Below are 19,348 nucleotides of genomic sequence, written 5' to 3'. Positions count from 1 at the left end.
ATTTAAATAGAAAACCACTGTACCTTACGGATACAGCGGTCGTTTTGCGTATCGATTTTTCCGCGGACAGTACACACTTTTTGCCCTTTCCACGGCAAAAAAACACGCTGTCGTAAGTCATTGACGATTTGACGTCCGTGACCAAAAGGAGCAAGCATTTCAGGAATGTAGATATGATCACCAGAGCGCCAGTCAGCGGCTTCGATTTCTCGTTCACCGGACAATAGCAACTCTCTCACTTGCTCAGACAAAAACGCCCAATTACAAAATGCAATTGGACCTCCTTGTTCATCTTCGTAATAGCAAAACTGATTTAACTCAAATGATGGCATAATCCGTTGCTGCCATTCACTGATAAGATACCGCTGATGCAGAGGAGAATATTGGCTGAGCAGAAGAATCCCACCCATCATTTTCTGCATCATTGCACGATCCAGTTTCGCCGCGTGATTTTGAATCAACATACGCTAAGCCACCTTTTATTTTTTCGTGCGTGTCACGCGTTTTTTAGCAGGCTCAATACCACTCTCGTTCTCTTGAGGTGCTTCACTCGGTGATGGTAGAAAACCTGCGGCAATTAATTTTTCTAACTCTTCGTTCATACGAGGATCTTCAAGCATATTCTTAACCATCGAAACCATATACATAAAACCAGAAGCAGGCATATGAATCACTTCTTTTAGCTCTAAGTCCGTATCACTTTCCGCCATAATACCGTTTGCCATGTTGGATTGATTCTGTCCAACAAAATAGAGAGAGAAAACACCTTTGTTATAATTAACACTCGATACTGTTTGGACAAATTTCTCAGACATAAATAAATCACCTCATAATTTAAAAATAAAACAAATCCTCTTATAAAAGCAGTGGCTCATAAAAGCAGTTGCTTTTAAAAGGAGTAACGATAACCAAAAAATCATTTTTTATATTATATAGCATTTCAACAGCACGCAACCACATAATAACGAAAACTTATGAGTTAATTAAAGAAACACAAACGCAATAGACCATAACCCATTGATAATAAAAATCTTAAAAAATAATACCAGCAAGTCAGACCAGGTAATATTTGAGCATTCATTGATATTAATGATATAATCAGCCACCCTTTTATCTTTTGGCCCTTAAAGAATCAAATATATGACTGATTTAAATGAAAAAAAATCCATGCTACATTGCTTATCAGTCTACTTACCGCTGATCGGAATTCGTGAGATAAAATTAGATATTTCTAATGAAACGCCATCTAATGCAATTGATTCAATAATAAAAGATTTAAAAGGAAGAAATTATTTAGTCACTACTAATAAAGTGAAGTCTTTTACTGGAATTGCTAAAATAAAGAAACCGATTATTTTATTTAACAAAAATAATCACCCATTTATTTTGGCTAAAGTTGAACAGGATAAATGTTTAATTCATCCATGTGACTCAGATACCCCAAAAGTAGTAGATGCAAGCTATTTAAAACAGAATTGGAATGGAAAAACGCTAGATATCAAAAAAAAGCAATCCTCTTTTGATATTCGTTGGTTCTTACCTGAATTATCGCAACATAAACATTTAATCGCTGAGATTGTTTTATTCTCTTTCGTACTGCAAGTTATTGCACTTATTACACCGCTATTTTTCCAAGTCGTGATGGACAAAGTATTAGTGCATCAAGCCCACTCGACACTCGATGTTTTAGTGTTCGTCTTAGTTATTTCTGGAATAGCTGAGGTATTGCTACGCGGTTTACGCGAATATCAATATGCTCATACCGCTAACCGCATTGATATTAAGCTTGGCATTAAATTGGTTCACCATCTGTTTGGTTTACCGCTGCTGTTTTTCAAATCAAGGCAAGTTGGGGCGATTGTGACTCGAGTAAGAGAGCTCGATACCATACGCGAGTTCATCACAGGTTCGATGTTTACCCTCACGATTGATCTCGTTTTTCTCGTGATCTTTTTCTATGTGATGAGCTTACTTTCTGGCGGGCTAACCTTATTGGTATTGGCCACACTGCCGTGTTATCTCTTTTTGGCTTGGTGGCTAACCCCAAGGCTGCAACAAGCGATTGAACAACAATTTACCCATATGGCGCACAACACTTCGTTTCTAACTGAAACCGTCGCGGGGAGTGATACCATTAAAAGCTTAGCGACTGAACCTCGCTTTATTCGACGTTGGGATACTCAAACCGAACAGATGATATCGAGCAACTATGTGGTTCAGCAGTGGAATAACCGCTCTAGCCACGCAGTGCAGTTCATCCAAAAAATAGCGAGCGTCTTTCTACTATGGATTGGCGCATCAGAAGTGCTCGCGTTACAAATGACCATAGGTCAACTGATCGCTTTTAACATGCTCGCCAGTCATGTTGCACAAACTCTTGCCCGGCTCGTCGAGCTGTGGGGGCAATTTATACAAGCGCAAATTGCAGTCGATAAACTTTCCGACCTACTCAATTTGCCCACCGAGCAGCAGCAAGCCAGCCATCCTCTACAGCTGCAAGGTGCGATCACTCTCAATCAGGTGAGTTTCCGTTATCAACCCGATTTACCGCTGACCATCAATCAGCTTTCACTCAATATCCAAGCGGGTGAGAAAATTGGTGTGGTCGGTGGCTCGGGGTCGGGAAAAAGCACCTTGGCTCGGCTTTTACTCAAGCTGTACAGCCCTGAATCAGGCCAAATCATGTTCGATAACACCTCACTCAAACAGATCGGTGTTCATGAATTGCGTTGCCAGTTGGGGGTGGTATCACAAGAGAACTTTCTCTTTAGTAAAAGTGTTAGTGACAACATTGCCCATTCAAAGCCACAAGCCAACTTGGATGAGATTGTGCAAGCGGCAAAATTAGCGGGCGCTCATGAGTTTATTTTAAAGCTGCCACTGGGTTACGACACGATTTTAGCCGAAGGGGGGCAGTCACTTTCAGGCGGACAACGACAACGTTTAGCCATTGCCCGCACGCTGCTTGCAGACCCTAAGATTTTAATTCTTGATGAAGCCACCAGCGCTTTAGATGATGAATCACAAGCCATCATTCAAACCAATATGGAGCAAATTGCCGCCGGGCGTACCGTTATTACCATCGCACACCGCCTCTCTACGGTAAGAGAGTGTGACCGAATTATCGTGCTGGAAAAAGGTGAGATTGCAGAGCAAGGCACGCATCTACAACTTCTCGCAGAGCAAGGCAAATATTTCCAGTTGTGGCAACTGCAACAAGCATTAAAACAAGAGGATGAGCGAGTATGATCTCTCAGTTAAAGAAGCTTCGCTCTAAGCGCCCGAAAACGAACGGCTACTTTGAGTTTTTACCCGGCCATCTTGCTCTACAGCAGAGCCCACCCTCTCCGTTTGCTCGCATCACCGCCATCACGCTAAGTGTAGGGTTACTGCTCACCTTACTTTGGACCTATTGGGGGAAATTGGATATCCAAGCGACCGCAAACGGGCGGCTGTTAGTCCCTGGGCGCTCGCAAGTGATCCAATCTTACGAACAAAGCCGAGTAGCACAAATCCATATAGCAGACGGCGAACGTGTCGAAAAAGGGATGCCCTTACTGACTCTGGACACGTTAGGCGTTAGCCAAGATATTGAACGTTTGCGTCATCAAATACGCTATCAAACCCATGAATTTCTAAAGTATCAAGCTTTGCGTGGCAAGGCTGATCTAGCTCAACATCCCCTGTATTTGGCATTGGCACCTTCGGCACAGCAAGAGGTCATCGACAGCTTTGATACTGAAAAGAACGAATTCACATCGGTGTTGGAAAACTTGCGTGCTGAAATGCAGGTCAATCTTGCTTCCCAGTCCTCACTTGAGGTCGATATCAGAGGCTTAAAGCAGTTAGTGAGTAATATTACTCAGCGCCTTGATGCTCAAAAAAAGCTCAAACAACAGCGTTTGATCGGTCAAGTGCAGTATCTGGAGCAGGAAAAAGAGTTATTAGAATCCGAACGAGCGTTAGCCCAGCAAACATCACAACAACATGTGCTGCAAAAGCAATATCTCAACCTAGAAGAGCGTTTAAAAGCGCTGCGTGCGCAAAAAGCCAGAGAGTGGCAAGACAAAAGTCAGCAAGCACACCTACAACTCTCAGCGCTGCAACATGAACTGGACAAAGTACGCGAACATGAAGGATTACAAGTGGTTCGCTCTCCTGTCACTGGCACTGTACAGCAATTGAGTGTTCACACCCTTGGGGCAGTCTTACAACCAGCACAAAATTTGATGATTATTGTGCCTGACGATTCGGTACAAGTCGCCGAAGTTAAAATTCTCAATAAAGACATTGGCTTTATTTATGCTGGCCAACCCGTGACGTTGAAAATTGATGCCTTTCCCTATACGCGTTACGGCACCTTATCGGCAACATTGGTTCACGTTTCTAGAGACTCGACAATGGATGAGCAACTTGGGTTGGTTTTTCCCGCTCAAGTGCAATTGTTAAACCATACAATTGAGGTCGATGGTACCTCTGTTGCCTTATTGCCCGGTATGTCTGTCGTGGCTGAGATTAAAACCGACCAACGTCGGATCATCGATTATCTACTCAGCCCAATCCGAGAATATCAAGCTGAAGCATTGCGAGAAAAATAGAGTGGATACCTTAACCAACACCGTCTCAACGGTTCATGATCAAGAAAGCCATGGCGCATTAGCGGCCCTCTCGTTTGCCAGCCTTTCGTTTGATAAGAAAGTCACGCCATCACAACTGATTCATACACTAGGCGTTGCCGAAAATGAGCTCAGTGCTCTCGACATTCAGCGAGCCGCTCAATCTATTGGTCTGAAAAGCCGAATGATCACCGTCAGAGGAAGCGAGCCAATCCCGCTACCTGCATTGGTCAAAATCCGTCAGCAGTGGCATGTCATTCATGCGCTAAACGAGTATGGTTGGACCTTGTACGATCCCATTAAACAGCGCTATTTCGAGTTTCCGTTGGCGCAAGGATCGTCAAGTTCCTGTTATGAGGTCTTATTACTGATTGAGCAGAGTATAGAGCCAAGCGATGTCGCTTTTGGCCTCCGCTGGTTTATGCCTTCGGTACTTCGTCAGTCAAAACAGCTACGTGATGTGTTTCTGTATTCGATTGTGCTGCAACTGTTTGCCCTGTTTGGTCCCAAACTTTTTGAAACCGTTATTGATAAGGTTCTTGTGGGGCGAAGTTTGTCGAGTTTGCACGTTTTAGCGCTGGCTATGCTTGCGCTGGCCATTGCTGAACCTCTTTACAGTTATTTGCGCAATACGGTTTTTGGTCATCTTTCTAGTCAAGTCAATGCAGAGCTATCGGGGCGATTGTATCGGCATTTGATTAATCTTCCATTAAGTTATTTCAAGCAGCGTCAAACCGGGCAGATCATCGCCCGCGTACGGGAAATGGGGCAAATACGTCAGTTTTTGACGGGCTCAACCTTAATGCTGCTCTTGGATCTCATTTTTATCACCCTCTTTATTGGTGTGATGTTTCATTATGCGCCAGCGCTCACCGGGCTGATTATCGGTTCATTAGTGATTTATTTTCTGCTGTGGTTAGGTATTGGACCTTGGGTTCGTCACAAGGTAACGACAGAGTATGACGCAGAAGCAGAGACAACCACCTTCCTGACTGAATCGATAACGGGTATAGAAACAATCAAGACAACCGCAACGGAAGCTCGATTTTTAGAACGGTGGCAGCAAATACTCAGTCGACAAATTGAATGCGCGTTTTCAGCCCAAAAAGCCAGTTTAATTGCTGGGCAATTGATTGCCTTAGTGCAGAAAATAGCCGCTGCCATTTTACTTTGGTGGGGAGTCAATTTAGTGCTCAATGGGCAGCTCACCCCCGGTGAATTGGTCGCCTTCAATATGCTAGCAGGGCATGTTACTCAACCCGTTTTGCGACTTGCGCAAGTGTGGCAAGATTTCCAGCACACCTTAGTAGCCTTGCGTCGCGTAGGCGACATTCTTAACGAACCGGCTGAAAATAGTAAAGATGGCCTTGCTTCCATCCCTTCTGTTCAAGGAGGCATTGAGTTTAAAAATGTTCGCTTCCGTTATCATATCGATGCACCGGAAGTCTTAGCGAATCTCTCGTTGACCATCGCTCCGGGGCAATTTATCGGTATTACCGGGCCTTCCGGATCAGGCAAAAGTACATTAACGAAACTGCTACAGCGTCTTTATGTACCTTTGCATGGGCAAGTCTTAGTCGATGGTATGGATCTCGCCATTGCAGATCCGGTCTCATTAAGGCGCAGCATGAGTGTGGTGCTACAAGAAAGCATGCTATTTGCAGGCAGCGTTGCCGACAATATTCGTCTTTGTAAACCCGATGCAAGCGATGCAGATCTGATAAACGTTGCAAAGCTTGCTGGTGCGTTAAACTTTATTGAAGCGCTGCCACAAGGGTTTGAACAACAAGTAGGAGAAAGAGGTGCCAACTTATCTGGCGGGCAACGTCAACGCATTGCACTGGCTCGCGCATTGTTAGTTAACCCAAAAATCTTACTGCTTGATGAAGCGACTTCAGCGCTCGATTATCAGTCAGAGGCGGCCATCATGAGCAACATGGAAACCATTTGCCATGATCGAACGGTGATCAGTATTGCACATCGGTTATCGACGATTCGTCATGCCGATAACATTATCGTCATCGAAGATGGGCAAGTGGCCGAGCAAGGTACTCACGAAGCGTTGCTCGCACGTGCAGGACTTTACGCACGTTTATGGGAACAACAAGTCAGTGGTTAACTTTCTCTCCTTCAAATGGGTTAGGTATAAAAAATCTCCCCAGAAATTACTGGGTCTTAAACTTACTCACTAAATTATTCAGATCATCAGCTGAACTCGCGAGATTTTGTGAGTTCAGTAGAGCTCGGCTCGATACATCATCAACTTTATGAGTATCTTCTTGTACTTGATGAATATTACGATTAATTTCTTCTGCGACTAGGTGCTGCTCTTCGGCAGCCGTTGCGATTTGAGTATTCATATCGTGAATCGACAATACTGACTGATAGATGCCAGTAAAGCTATCGTTGACCGACTCAGTCGTTGTCACGGTTTTCCGTGACGCATTTAAACTCACGGTCATCTGTTCTGCGACTTCTTTGGTCCTATTTTGCAAACGTACCACTAAGCCGTTGATTTCTTCGGTTGAATCTTGCGTACGTTTTGCGAGCGCACGAACCTCATCCGCAACAACAGCAAAACCTCTTCCCTGCTCCCCTGCACGAGCCGCTTCAATCGCAGCGTTTAAAGCCAACAGGTTGGTCTGTTCAGCAATGCCACGAATGGTATCTAAAATTGCAGTGATACCTTGGCTATCATTTTCTAACTCTTGAATCGTGGTTGAAGACGTTGAAATATAATCGGCTAACTGATTGACACTAGAGACGGCGGTGTGGATATTTTGCTGGCCTTGACTCACTAATTGCTGACTGTCATCAGCAGCCTGGGCTGCCGAGCTGCATAGCGTTGCTACTTCATTGGCAGTAGACACCATTTCATTAAACGCCGTTGATACCATCTCAACCGCTTGTTTCTGTCGTTGAGAAACGGCTGACAAGTCTTCCGATATTGTTGCCGCTCTTTGCGCCGATTCCCCCATCTGTTCTCCTGCATGGCCTATTTGCTGTACAAGTAATCGAATGGCTTTCAAAAATGCGTTGAAATACACAGCCAATTGACCCGTTTCATCGTTCGAACGAATGATCAATTCCTTGGTTAAATCACCTTCACCTTCAGCTATCTCTTGTAAGCCGTTTGAAACTAAACTAAGCGGCTTGGCGATCAACCCCGCTAAAAAAAGTGCGCCAATGATGAAAATCACTGTCAACACAAAAACAATCGCTAAAATGTATTTGATCAAGCTATTGCTTTCTGCCATAACTTCTTCGGTAGTAATCAGGCCAACGAACTTCCAACCTAACTTTTCGGAATTCATGACATTAGCCATATATTCCACACCGCCAATTTCGATATTGATAAAACCAGAGGATGTTTGACCTATCGTTTTGTATGCAGCAGCTAAGGAGTCAAGGGATTGAAAATTGTTCTCTGGGTACTTAGCATCCACCAAGACGTTACCGCTATCCTCAACCATCATAATGTATCCGGTTTCGCCTAATTTTATCTTCTTCACGATATCCGTCAGTGTTTTTAGCGAAACATCAATCGCAACCACCCCAGCATTTGGGGTACCAGCAGCATTAAAGGACAAAACATTGCTCACAATCGTGGCGTCATCAGGCTCCCAATAATAGGCTTGAGTGCGTTTTATCTCGCCTGGACTAGACATCGCCGTTTTGTACCACGGGCGAGCTCTAGGATCATAATTGTCCGACGCCTTACCCGTCGGCCATTGTATATATCCGCCCTCTTTGGTTCCCATGTAAACGTACGAATAACCTTTGTGCGCCTCACCCATAAGGTAAAGCGCTTCATAAATTCCACGCTCCACCATTCCATTGCTATCTGGGGTCATCGGTTCAGCTATTTTGTCGATATAACGGGTAATGGAACTGTCCACTTTTTGCAACGCGGGTGAGTTGGCTAACATTTTCACATTTTGTTCAATGCCAGAAAAATAGATGGCAATGGCATTATCAACCTGACTCATTTCTCCATGACTTTGTTCAATAAAATCACTAACGGCTTGTGAACGTAAATTCGTCACCATTACCGTTGAAACAATAGCAACAGGGATAATGGTCGCCGAAATCAAGCTGAGCAACAGTTTAGATTTTATTTTCATTGTTATTACGCCTTATCTCTGTATTTGACAGCAGCTCATTTCTTTTAGTTACCTACACTAAAAATTTAGTTAATAGCGATAAAGATGCAATGTCACTAAAGCATTATTTCTAAAATCGGTGCTTATAAATGGTTGAATACGATGAAAGCGAAAGAATACACTGCCATAAGTAAGCAGCACTGCATACAATCACTGCAAGGTAAAAAGGAGAAAACGATGGATAAGCGACACAAAACTATGATTATTGCTGGCGCTTCCGGTCTCGTTGGGCAGCATGCTTTAGCCATTATGCTAGAAGAGCAAGCCGTCTCTCAAATCTATTCTTTAGTCAGAAAAAGCACCGAAATCCAACACCCAAAGTTGCAAGAAATCATTCATCCGCAGCTGCAAATCACGCACTGGGATGAAAGTTTTGTCCCTCCCCAGCTTGGTCTCATCGCACTAGGGACTACCCGTAAGCAAGCGGGTTCAAAGCAGGGGCTGGAGAAAGTAGACTATGAGTTGGTTTGTCAAGTTGCTCAAACAATGAAGACATTGGGTGTCAAGCGCATCGCCATCGTTTCGAGCTTAGGTGCCAAAGCTCGCTCTCGATCTCATTACTTACAATGCAAAGGGAGAATGGAAGAAACCATTCGCCGAATGGGTTTTGAACAAGTGACCTTCGTCAGGCCTGGGCCTCTAACTGGCATTCGGAAAAACAAGCGAACGGATGAAAAATGGGTACGAGTGATTCTGACTCTATTGCACCCTCTGCTACTAGGGCGCTTACGCAATTTTATCCCCATTTCCGCGCAAGATGTTGCAAGCGCTATGCTCTATTGCCTCTTTCAGATACAACCACACGCCATAGATATTTTGCACTCTAGCGACATGCTTGCCTTGCTCAAGAAGTATCAATGACTTGCTTAAATAACTCACCGATCGGTTCATTTACCAGCACAATAGAAAGATTGATAACCATTTGTTCTAAATCATGCTGATTTTGTCTTTGGATTAACCTACGTTAAAAGATATGGTTGCGTTTCATCGCTTTTATTCCCCTTTTACCTAGCATTATCGACTACATCGCTCATCGGCGATCAACGTAATCATGGGTACACAACTTTTAAGGTGTCGCATCATGTCAGTTGCAGCCATTGCCGCACTCGCAGTATTTATTGGCATTCTGTTTTTTCTCTTCGGACAGCAGAAAAAGTCTCACACTCTTTCACGCTTAGTGCTACTTGGGTTAATCCTAGGCAGCGCATTTGGCCTTGCTCTACAAGTAGTTCTTGGTGAAGGACATGTGGCTATCAAGGAAACATTAGGCTGGGTCAACGTCGTCGGTAACGGCTATGTTGGTTTGCTAAAAATGGTGATTATGCCTTTGGTGCTGGTGTCGATGATCGCTGCGGTTGTGAAGCTCGATAAAGGTGGCTCGCTCGGTAAAATCTCTGGCCTGACCATTTCTATCTTACTGCTGACGACCGCAGTCTCGGCATTGATCGGTATTTTTGTCACCCAAGCTTTTGGTTTAACAGCTGACAGCCTCGTTGAAGGCAGCCGTGAAACGGCGCGTATTGCTGTACTAGAAAGCCGCGCCGCTACTGTGAGTGATTTAACTATTCCTCAAATGTTATTAAGCTTTATTCCGACCAATCCTTTTGCCGACTTAACCGGTGCTCGCTCAACCTCGATCATCGCTGTGGTTATTTTTGGCGTACTAACGGGTATTGCGGCGCGTAAAGTAATGTCAGAGAAAGCCGAGCTAGAAACGCCAATCCGCACCTTTGTCGAAGCGATACAGTCGATTGTGATGCGCCTCGTAAAAATGGTGATGGCACTAACCCCTTATGGTATTGCGGCTTTGATGGCGAAAGTTGTCGCGACATCAAGTACGGGCGATATTCTGAGTTTGCTCGGTTTTATTGTCGCCTCTTATGTCGCCATTGCATTGATGTTTGTGGTGCACGGTATATTGGTTTCTTTTGTAGGCGTTAGCCCTAAAGAGTATTTCCAAAAAATTTGGCCAGTGTTGACCTTCGCGTTCACCTCACGTAGCTCAGCGGCAACCATTCCTCTTAATGTAGAAGCGCAAATCACTAAGCTGAACGTACCACCAGCAATTGCCAACCTATCGGCTTCATTCGGTGCCACTATTGGTCAAAACGGCTGTGCTGGTATTTACCCAGCCATGCTCGCAGTGATGGTTGCTCCTACCGTCGGTATTAATCCAATGGACGTGCACTTTATTTTGTCGCTAGTGGCTATTATCGCAATCAGCTCATTTGGTATTGCCGGCGTCGGTGGCGGTGCTACTTTTGCAGCCTTAATCGTGCTACCAGCGATGGGCCTACCAGTGACGATTGCAGCACTGCTTATCTCCATTGAACCGTTGATTGATATGGCCCGCACCGCGTTGAACGTTTCAGGCTCAATGACGGCAGGTACCATTACCAGCCGCTTACTGAACGGTAAACAGGTACAAGTTCAAGAACAGCAAGCCTAGAAAGTATCGAACGTTCTCGTTTTTCTCCAAGCCGGTGCCAATGCGCCGGCTTTTTCATTTCAAATCCTCATCAGAGCATGCTTCGCACATTGCTATGTCACACAGGCAATGGTCTAATAAACCTTAAATTTCAGCGACTGGATACTATCGAATGCGACAAGAGCACCCGCCTACTTTCTTTTTCCTCGACTATGAGACGTGGGGAGTCAACCCTGCGAAAGATCGTCCGAGCCAATTTGCGGGCGTTCGCACCGATATGGATTTTAATATTATTGGCGAACCACTGGTTATCTATTGCCAACCACCAACGGACTATTTGCCTTCTCCAGAAGCGGCGCTTATTACGGGTATCACACCACAAAAAGCGGTGGCCCAAGGCTTGCCAGAGCCTGAATTTATCGCCAAAATTCATCAACAACTCGCCACACCCAACACCACCAGTCTTGGTTACAACAGTATTCGTTTTGATGATGAAGTAACGCGTTACACTTGCTATCGTAATTTCATTGATCCGTATGCTTGGAGCTGGCAAAACGGCAATTCACGCTGGGATTTACTTGATGTGATGCGCGCCTGCCATGCGCTACGTCCAGAAGGCATCAACTGGCCCGAAAATGACGAAGGCTTTACCAGTTTTAAGTTGGAGCATCTCTCGGTTGCCAATGGCATCGAACACGCAAATGCCCACGATGCTATGGCCGATGTTATCGCCACCATTGAGCTGGCCAAAAAAGTAAAAGCCGCCCAACCCAAGTTGTTTGATTACTTTTTTAACATGCGCCATAAACGCAAACTCAATGATCTGATTGATATCGTCAACATGACACCTTTAATGCACGTATCGGGTATGTTAGGCCGAGAATGCCAATACACCAGTTGGATCGTGCCGATTGCTTGGCATCCCACCAATCAAAATGCGGTTATTGTGGTGGACCTTGCCAAAAACCCTCAACCCCTGATCGATTTAAGCAGCGAAGAACTGCATCAACGTCTATATACCAAACGCGAAGAGTTGGCAGAAGATGAATTGCCAGTGCCCATCAAATTAGTGCATCTCAATAAATGCCCTATCCTTGCGCCGGCCAAAACATTAACGGCCGAAAATGCAGACCATATCGGGGTCGATAGAAACCTGTGCCTTGAACACTTAGCGCTCATCAAGCAGTACCCTGAGATCAGAGAAAGGCTGATTGGCCTCTACACAATTGAGCGAGAATATAAGCACAGTGACGATGTCGATACTCAACTCTACGACGGTTTCTTCTCTCCCGCCGACAAAGCGGCGATGGAGATCATTCGCCAAGCTGACCCTGTCAACCTCGCCGCATTAGACATTAGTTTTAGCGATAAGCGCATCGAACCCTTGCTGTTTCGCTACCGCGCTCGCCATTACCCATTGACATTAAGTGACGAAGAGCAAAGGCGTTGGGCAACTCACTGTCGTGATTATTTCGAAAGCCACCTTGAAGAGTACATGCTCAATTTAGAGAACTTAGTTCACACCCACAGCAGTGACGAAAAGAAAATGGCTATTTTAAAATCCGTTTACCGTTATGTCGAAGACATCGCGAGTTAATGTACGAGGTTTTCGCGCTGTCAGGTTTCAAACCAACACGCTGCGATTCCATTTCCGAAAATAGTTTAGGCACAACAAGGCACCGACTTTTATTGTGAATACCATTGCAAAATATTTGGTCTCTATGGGGCTGATTTTCCTTTGCCTGATGGCAGGTATCAATCTTCAACATTGGCTTGGCATCACCATTCCGGGCAGTATTATCGGAATGCTAATTCTGTTTAGTTTATTGGCAAGTGGGCTCGTGCCTGTCGAATGGGTAAAACCCAGTGCCAGTCTTTTTATCCGTTATATGGTCATTTTATTTGTCCCTATCAGTGTCGGATTAATCGAGCATTTTGATTTATTGATGAGTAACGCCATCCCGATTCTTGCCAGCGCGGTGGGCGGTACGCTGATCGTATTAGTTTGTCTGGGTTTAGGGCTGGATCGTTTTTTGAAAAAGGGGAATAAGTGATGTGGTTATTGCTCACGATTGCGGTCTTTTTCCTGACACGTTGGATCAGCAAAAAATGCAAAACGGCCATAATGAATCCGTTACTGCTCAGCCTTGTGATCATCATTCCTATCTTGCTATTTTTTAACATCCCTTATGCCAGTTACTATGCTGATAACCAGTGGCTTAGCTTTCTGTTGCAACCGGCCGTGGTGGCGCTGGCTTATCCTCTCTATGAACAACTGCCTCAGATCCGCTCAAATTGGCGCATCATTGCCCTCGCCTGCGGGGTGGGCAGTGCTATGTCAATGCTCACAGCCAGCTTAATTGCTGTTTATCTTCAAACGGATATACATTTAATCGCCAGCCTACTGGGTAAATCAGTTACCACACCGATTGCGATGGAAGTTTCCAGTAACCTCGGTGGGGAGCCAGCCATTGCCGCCGTTTTAGTGGTCATTGTAGGGCTGTTTGGCGCGATTCTCGCCTACCCTATCTATAACCTTCTCAACATCACGCATCCCATTGCTAAAGGCTTAACCATGGGCACCGTATCTCATGCGCTGGGCACAGCAACCTGCGCTGAAAAAGATCCACGTGACGCAGCATTTAGTTCACTTGCATTAGTCGTGTGCGGCGTAATCACATCGATACTTGCTCCAAGTTTTTTTGCTTTTTCAATGTGGTTGTCCACGCTATAGAGTGCCAACAGAAATCAAAGATACGTCTACTCATGGGTTTTGATTGTAGACGTGTCTCACTTTAAGGCTGACTGTAATCGATTTCATGTGTGACCTCACTCTAAATGTGAAAACCAAAATTATGTTACATTAAATTACGTGATTTAAATCTCAGTAAAATTTCATTCTTCGCCTAGAATATTCCTCAATACATAGATAAGGACTCATTATGAAAAGCCGTATTGAACAGGCGCTAGCGGATACGCCAAAACCCGTTGCAGAATTTTTGTCGTCTATTCTGCTATCAGACGATTTTGACGCAACCCTATCACCAGAACAGTTCAACCAACTGCTTTCTCTTTCTGGCTCAGATGATGCGGAATTGCGCGTTGCACTGCTGCCTTTTGCGGCCGCCTATGCTTACGTACCGATTTCAAACTTTTACGTGGGAGCCATCGTCAGAGGTTTATCGGGCCGTTTGTACTTTGGCGCGAATATGGAGTTTTCCGGTGCGCAATTGGGCCAAACCGTACACGCCGAGCAATGTGCCATCAGCCATGCGTGGATGAAAGGTGAACAAGGCGTTGCTGACATTACCATCAACTTCAGCCCTTGTGGGCACTGCCGTCAGTTTATGAATGAGCTTACGACCGCAGACTCGCTTGCCATTCAGCTACCACAGCGTGATGAGAAGTCACTGCAAGAGTACCTACCTGAATCATTTGGTCCTGCCGATTTAGGTGTTGATTCTGGTCTAATGGCAGACGCTAACCACGGCAAAACAACTAGCGAAGATGACCCACTCATTGGCTTAGCTCTTAATGGCCTAAATCGCAGTTACGCACCCTATACCAACAATCTCAGTGGTGTTGCCCTGCAAGTTGAGAATGGTAAAACCTACGTCGGTGCGTATGCTGAAAATGCCGCATTCAACCCAAGCTTACCACCATTGCAAGTTGCTCTTGTTCAGTTAATGATGGATGGCCAACGCTTTGATAATATTGTCGCAGCCGCATTAGTTGAGATGTCTGATGGCAGTATTAGCCATTTAGCCGATACTCAAGCCACCTTGGAAGTAATTAACCCAGACATTCCTCTTTCCTATCTTGTGGTTTAGGCGCTCTAGTGAAAAATCCCCAACGCATGGGGATTTTTTCCTTTTGATGGTGCAGGTTTTACCGCATATCCTTTCCGCCCAACAAATTATCGAACACCTCTTGTTTACTCATCGGCTTGTAAAAATAGAAGCCTTGGATCTCATCAATATTCCAGACTTTGAGTTTGCGCAGTTGCGAAGCAGTTTCAACCCCTTCAGCCACGGTAGTTAAGCCTAGCTCTTGCGACATATTGATAATACTGCGCACCAAGGTTTTGGCTTTGTCATTGGATTCCAATGTGGAAATATAAGACTGGTCTAACTTCACTATATCTAATGGAAAATCACACAATGTACTAAACGAGGAATAGCCCGTACCAAAATCATCAAGCGCCAACTGTATACCGAGTTTTTTTATCGCATCCATGCGTTTGATCGTCTCTTCTTCAGCCCCCAACAACATACTTTCCGTCAATTCGAGCACTAATTGTCCCGGTTCAATTTGATATTTTTCAATCAATACTGATAAGTACCCGACCAATTTTTTACTGTAGAAATGCGGGCTAGAAAGATTGACGTGAATACTTAGCCGTTTACCCAACGAAAATTGCGACTGCGTTTGCAGTTCGCTAATAAATTGGCAGGCTTGGCCTAGTATCTGCTCTCCCAATTCAATGATCACTTTACGTTGCTCAGCCAAAGGGATAAATACGGTTGGCGAAACCATACCAAGTTGAGGGTGCTTCCAGCGAGCCAGAGCTTCAAAGCCAATGATTTCGGCACTGTCTGCACGAACAATCGGCTGATAGTAAGCAATAATATGACCATCTTTCACGGCTGAGATAAGATCTCGATTGATCGCTAACGACTTCTGGGCATGAACAAACAATTCTTGTGTCACAGAGACAACCAGACTGGCTCCAGCTTTCTCTGTTTGTTGAATGGCATAAAAACCACTTTGAACCAAAGTTTCAAAAGAATCGATAGCCAATTGTGAATCAATCACAGCACCTTCCACACTCAAATCGAGTTCCAAGCCGCCAATGTCAGTCTTCCTCTTGTAACTATCGATAAGCTTAGTGCCTCTATGAATCAAAAAAGAGGTTGCCCCGTTACCCAACTCACACACCATAAATTCATATTCACTAATTCGTCCCATTATGGACGTGTTGAAACGGTTTCTGAGCGTAGCCGAAAAATGTTTAACGGCCATATCGTAAGCACTGTGTCCATATACTTCTGAAATTTCTTTTAGTCTTTTAACCCGTAGGTAGAGCATGGAAAACCCACCACATTCGATCGGATTGTCAATCAAAGGCTGGACTTGGCTCATCATCGTTGGACGATTAAGTAAACCTGACACTGGGTCACAATGGGTAAGGTCGTAAATAAGCTGCTCTTGCTGCTTTTGCTCGCTGATATCAGTAATCGATAGCATGATAGAGCGATGCCCACGTTGTTCTATCAATGTAGCTTCGATAAGACACTCTAAACGCTGCTGACCCTTTGTAACAACATGTCCCTCAAATTCACGCATCCCTTGTTCTATATTTTGGTAGAGTAATTCACTGCTGCACACCACATCATTTTGTATAATACAAAACTCATCTAAAACCTTTCCAACCAACTCATCTCTAGAATAAGAAAGCATATCCAACAAGGCTTGGTTCACATCGACAATGAAGCGATCAACCACCAGCAACATTCCGAGATTTTGGCTTTGATAGAGTGCATCAAATTTCTGTAACGTCTCTTTAAGCCTATCTTCCGCCAAGGAGGATGAGGCAGCAAGCGAACGGACAAGTTCGGTAATTCGTTCAAACTCATCTTGTTTATCACTCGATTGTGAAGAGAATGCACTCTCTTCAATCAGCTGATTGATCCCACGCTCAAAATTCTCAAACCGTTTGGCTACCTTACTGCGAAACAGAGCAAAAGTAGCCACGGCGACAAAGCCGGCCGCAATGATGATCGTCAAAATCAAATAATAAAAAGTTTCGTTCCCTTTTTGATAGTAAAGCCGCTGAGCACAGGTTTTTAGATAGCCAATAGGTTGCCCTGTCATATCACTGAGTAAGGTGTAATGCGTGATATTATTTTGATCTCTTTCAATACCTTCTTGATTATGACTAACAGGTAAAATCACAGGAGCATCGGTAACTACAATGTCATTTTTAGCGGTTAGTAGGTTCTGATACTGAGAAGGGAAACGGCGGGTTAAGTGCTGTCCCCATAGCATCCACCCCACAACATCAGCCGTACCTTCACTGTTACGCACCGGAGTTAGGCTCACCACCCACACACTATTTTCCACACGGATGAGGCCAGAGCGGCTAGTTTTATCCTCATCAAGTGTGTGATGCATCTGAATTAAATGGTCGCTCACACCTTGTGAGCGTATCAACTGTTCCACTAACGAACAGTTTGTGCCAGGTTCAATATCCCGACATAAGTATTCAACCAATTGCGAGGATTCGGTGATGAAAGCCAAAACGTCTAAACCTAAAGTATCGAGGGAATCAGGATACAAGTTGCGCTCAGCAAATTGAGTGTCGCCATTCAACAGCAACAGATAAGTTTCATCCCAATAAGCCCAATCATAAGAACGCTTTTCTTGCTGTACTAAAAGATCTTGAATGACCGACTGAGCTTGATTGCTATCTCGATGAATCTCAATTGATTCAAGCTCATTCAAACTATATAAAAAAAAGTGGCGAGTAATAAATAAGCTGCTAAGAATGATCCCAACCAACCCGACAGAAAACAACAGAGCAGTTTTCGTGTGTAGAGTAATAAAACGCAAACGTAAGAAAGTTTTCATAGCCATAGGTGTCTTTTTCTTAGTCAATCCCACATAAACTTTAGACTGAAATTACTTCATATTCTTAACGCAGTTTCTCGAATGCTGTTTACTGCACATTAATTGCTATTTCAGCCTTAATTTTGTACAGATATGAGTTCGTTTACTGCGTATTACACAAACCACTTTATCGACAGTACGAACAGGAAATTACTCATCTCTCATCACAAAGGCAAACGTTTGCTTTTATTCTTAATTTTAGTATGATTTTGGCTGTTTTCGCTATTACCTATTGCTTGAATGTAAGGATTCACTATGTTTGGTACTGCTACACGTGAAAATGCCACCCGCGTTTTACTGCTTGGTTCCGGAGAATTGGGCAAAGAGGTGGCAATTGAATGCCAACGCCTTGGTTTAGAAGTGATTGCCTGTGATCGCTACGCCAACGCTCCAGCAATGCAGGTGGCGCATCGTAGCCACGTATTGGATATGCTCGATGGAGATGCGCTACAAGCCATTATCGAACTCGAAAAACCAGACTACGTGGTGCCAGAAATTGAAGCAATTGCCACTCACAAGCTGGTTGAACTGGAAGCGCAAGGCTTAAACGTGGTCCCCACTGCAACGGCCACTCAATTGACGATGAATCGTGAAGGCATTCGCCGTTTAGCCGCAGAAACTCTTGCCTTACCTACCTCTCCTTATCAGTTTGCTGATGACTATAATGATTTTGTACTGGCGATTGAGCATGTCGGTATGCCTTGCGTAGTTAAGCCTGTGATGAGTTCATCAGGTAAAGGCCAAAGTGTGATTAAGACGCAAGAGGATATTAGCCGCGCTTGGGCATACGCTCAAGAAGGTGGCCGCAGTGGAGCTGGGAGAGTGATCGTCGAAGGCTTTATCGATTTCGACTACGAAATTACTCTCTTGACGATTCGAGCAGTGGATGGTGTCCATTTCTGCGCTCCCATTGGCCATCGACAAGAGGAAGGGGATTATCGCGAATCATGGCAACCACAAGTGATGTCGGCTAACGCAATTAAAGCCGCTGAATATGTAGCAGAACAAGTGGTTAATGCACTCGGTGGTTACGGCTTATTTGGTGTTGAACTGTTTGTAAAAGGCGATAATGTTATCTTCAATGAAGTGTCCCCTCGCCCACATGATACGGGAATGGTCACCCTCATTTCGCAAGAGCTGTCTGAATTTGCGTTACACGTGCGCGCGTTCACGGGTATGCCAATCAACAGTATTACCCAATATGGGCCATCGGCATCTGCGGTTATTTTAGGTCAAGGCACCTCCACTAACCTTAGATTTGATGGAATAAATGAAGCACTGTCTATCCCACACACTCAACTTCGTCTGTTTGGTAAACCAGACATTGATGGACGCCGTCGACTTGGGGTTGCTCTGGCGAAAGATAAAGAACTCAAACAGGCTTTGCACAACGCAATTCAATGTGCCAAAAGCGTGCAAGTGATTCTGTAAAAACGCAAAGCGAGCCACTAGGCTCGCTTTCATTTTCTTCA

Annotated in this window: 14 protein-coding genes; 10 read left to right on the top strand and 4 right to left on the bottom strand. The window is 44.6% G+C overall.

Going from position 1 to position 19,348, the window contains the following annotated elements; translation table 11 throughout:
* Positions 1-2 precede the first annotated feature (2 nt).
* Together rtxC and N5E84_RS04625 are read right to left on the bottom strand one after the other, a co-directional pair.
* Positions 3-464, bottom strand: coding sequence for an RTX toxin-activating lysine-acyltransferase RtxC (gene rtxC / locus N5E84_RS04630; RefSeq protein ID WP_069211967.1), 462 nt, complete (start codon positions 462-464; stop codon positions 3-5).
* Between the two features lie 15 nt (positions 465-479).
* A complete protein-coding gene (locus N5E84_RS04625) occupies positions 480-815 on the bottom strand; it encodes a hypothetical protein (RefSeq protein ID WP_013856638.1) in 336 nt (111 codons plus the stop codon).
* 325 nt (positions 816-1,140) lie between these two features.
* Here N5E84_RS04625 and N5E84_RS04620 point away from each other — a divergent pair, with 325 nt between their 5' ends.
* From N5E84_RS04620 to N5E84_RS04610, 3 genes are read left to right on the top strand one after another with little or no spacing between them, the layout of a single operon-like run.
* A complete protein-coding gene (locus tag N5E84_RS04620; protein WP_019282577.1) occupies positions 1,141-3,249 on the top strand; it encodes a peptidase domain-containing ABC transporter in 2,109 nt (702 codons plus the stop codon).
* Complete coding sequence (locus N5E84_RS04615; RefSeq protein WP_017049398.1) at positions 3,246-4,598, top strand: HlyD family type I secretion periplasmic adaptor subunit; 1,353 nt, start codon at positions 3,246-3,248, stop codon at positions 4,596-4,598. Before N5E84_RS04620 ends, N5E84_RS04615 begins: the two co-directional genes overlap by 4 nt.
* A 1-nt stretch (position 4,599) precedes the next feature.
* Complete coding sequence (locus N5E84_RS04610) at positions 4,600-6,735, top strand: type I secretion system permease/ATPase (RefSeq protein ID WP_069211965.1); 2,136 nt, start codon at positions 4,600-4,602, stop codon at positions 6,733-6,735.
* Positions 6,736-6,781: 46 nt separating this feature from the next.
* Here N5E84_RS04610 and N5E84_RS04605 read toward each other — a convergent pair whose 3' ends face one another.
* Entirely contained in the window at positions 6,782-8,740 is a 1,959-nt protein-coding gene (locus N5E84_RS04605; protein ID WP_069211964.1) for a methyl-accepting chemotaxis protein, read from the bottom strand.
* A gap of 216 nt (positions 8,741-8,956) precedes the next feature.
* Between N5E84_RS04605 and N5E84_RS04600 the strand changes: the two genes are divergently transcribed.
* The 6 genes from N5E84_RS04600 (at position 8,957) to cdd (ending at position 15,037) form a co-directional block, all read left to right on the top strand.
* Positions 8,957-9,640, top strand: a complete 684-nt coding sequence (locus N5E84_RS04600) for an NAD(P)H-binding protein (RefSeq protein ID WP_019282578.1) — start codon at positions 8,957-8,959, stop codon at positions 9,638-9,640.
* Between the two features lie 220 nt (positions 9,641-9,860).
* A complete protein-coding gene (locus tag N5E84_RS04595; protein ID WP_029388301.1) occupies positions 9,861-11,228 on the top strand; it encodes an L-cystine transporter in 1,368 nt (455 codons plus the stop codon).
* Positions 11,229-11,379: 151 nt separating this feature from the next.
* Positions 11,380-12,804, top strand: coding sequence for an exodeoxyribonuclease I (sbcB, locus tag N5E84_RS04590; RefSeq protein WP_069211963.1), 1,425 nt, complete (start codon positions 11,380-11,382; stop codon positions 12,802-12,804).
* 124 nt (positions 12,805-12,928) lie between these two features.
* A complete protein-coding gene (locus N5E84_RS04585; protein ID WP_033197434.1) occupies positions 12,929-13,261 on the top strand; it encodes a CidA/LrgA family protein in 333 nt (110 codons plus the stop codon).
* Positions 13,261-13,941 carry a CidB/LrgB family autolysis modulator gene (locus N5E84_RS04580; protein ID WP_010319624.1) on the top strand — a complete coding sequence of 227 codons (681 nt, stop codon included), beginning with the start codon at positions 13,261-13,263 and terminating at the stop codon, positions 13,939-13,941. Before N5E84_RS04585 ends, N5E84_RS04580 begins: the two co-directional genes overlap by 1 nt.
* Before the next feature lie 208 nt (positions 13,942-14,149).
* Positions 14,150-15,037 carry a cytidine deaminase gene (gene cdd / locus N5E84_RS04575; protein ID WP_019282580.1) on the top strand — a complete coding sequence of 296 codons (888 nt, stop codon included), beginning with the start codon at positions 14,150-14,152 and terminating at the stop codon, positions 15,035-15,037.
* Between the two features lie 58 nt (positions 15,038-15,095).
* On the opposite strand, the gene N5E84_RS04570 is transcribed toward cdd, so the two are convergent.
* A complete protein-coding gene (locus N5E84_RS04570) occupies positions 15,096-17,843 on the bottom strand; it encodes an EAL domain-containing protein (RefSeq protein WP_231494656.1) in 2,748 nt (915 codons plus the stop codon).
* A gap of 288 nt (positions 17,844-18,131) precedes the next feature.
* Between N5E84_RS04570 and purT the strand changes: the two genes are divergently transcribed.
* Positions 18,132-19,307 carry a formate-dependent phosphoribosylglycinamide formyltransferase gene (purT, locus tag N5E84_RS04565; protein ID WP_017047011.1) on the top strand — a complete coding sequence of 392 codons (1,176 nt, stop codon included), beginning with the start codon at positions 18,132-18,134 and terminating at the stop codon, positions 19,305-19,307.
* The last annotated feature ends 41 nt before the right edge of the window (positions 19,308-19,348 follow it).

This window comes from Vibrio sp. J502, assembly GCF_025397955.1.
GTDB lineage: Bacteria > Pseudomonadota > Gammaproteobacteria > Enterobacterales > Vibrionaceae > Vibrio > Vibrio anguillarum.
The sequence above is the reverse complement of the archived record's forward strand: the minus strand, read 5'-3'. Positions and strand labels throughout refer to the sequence as shown.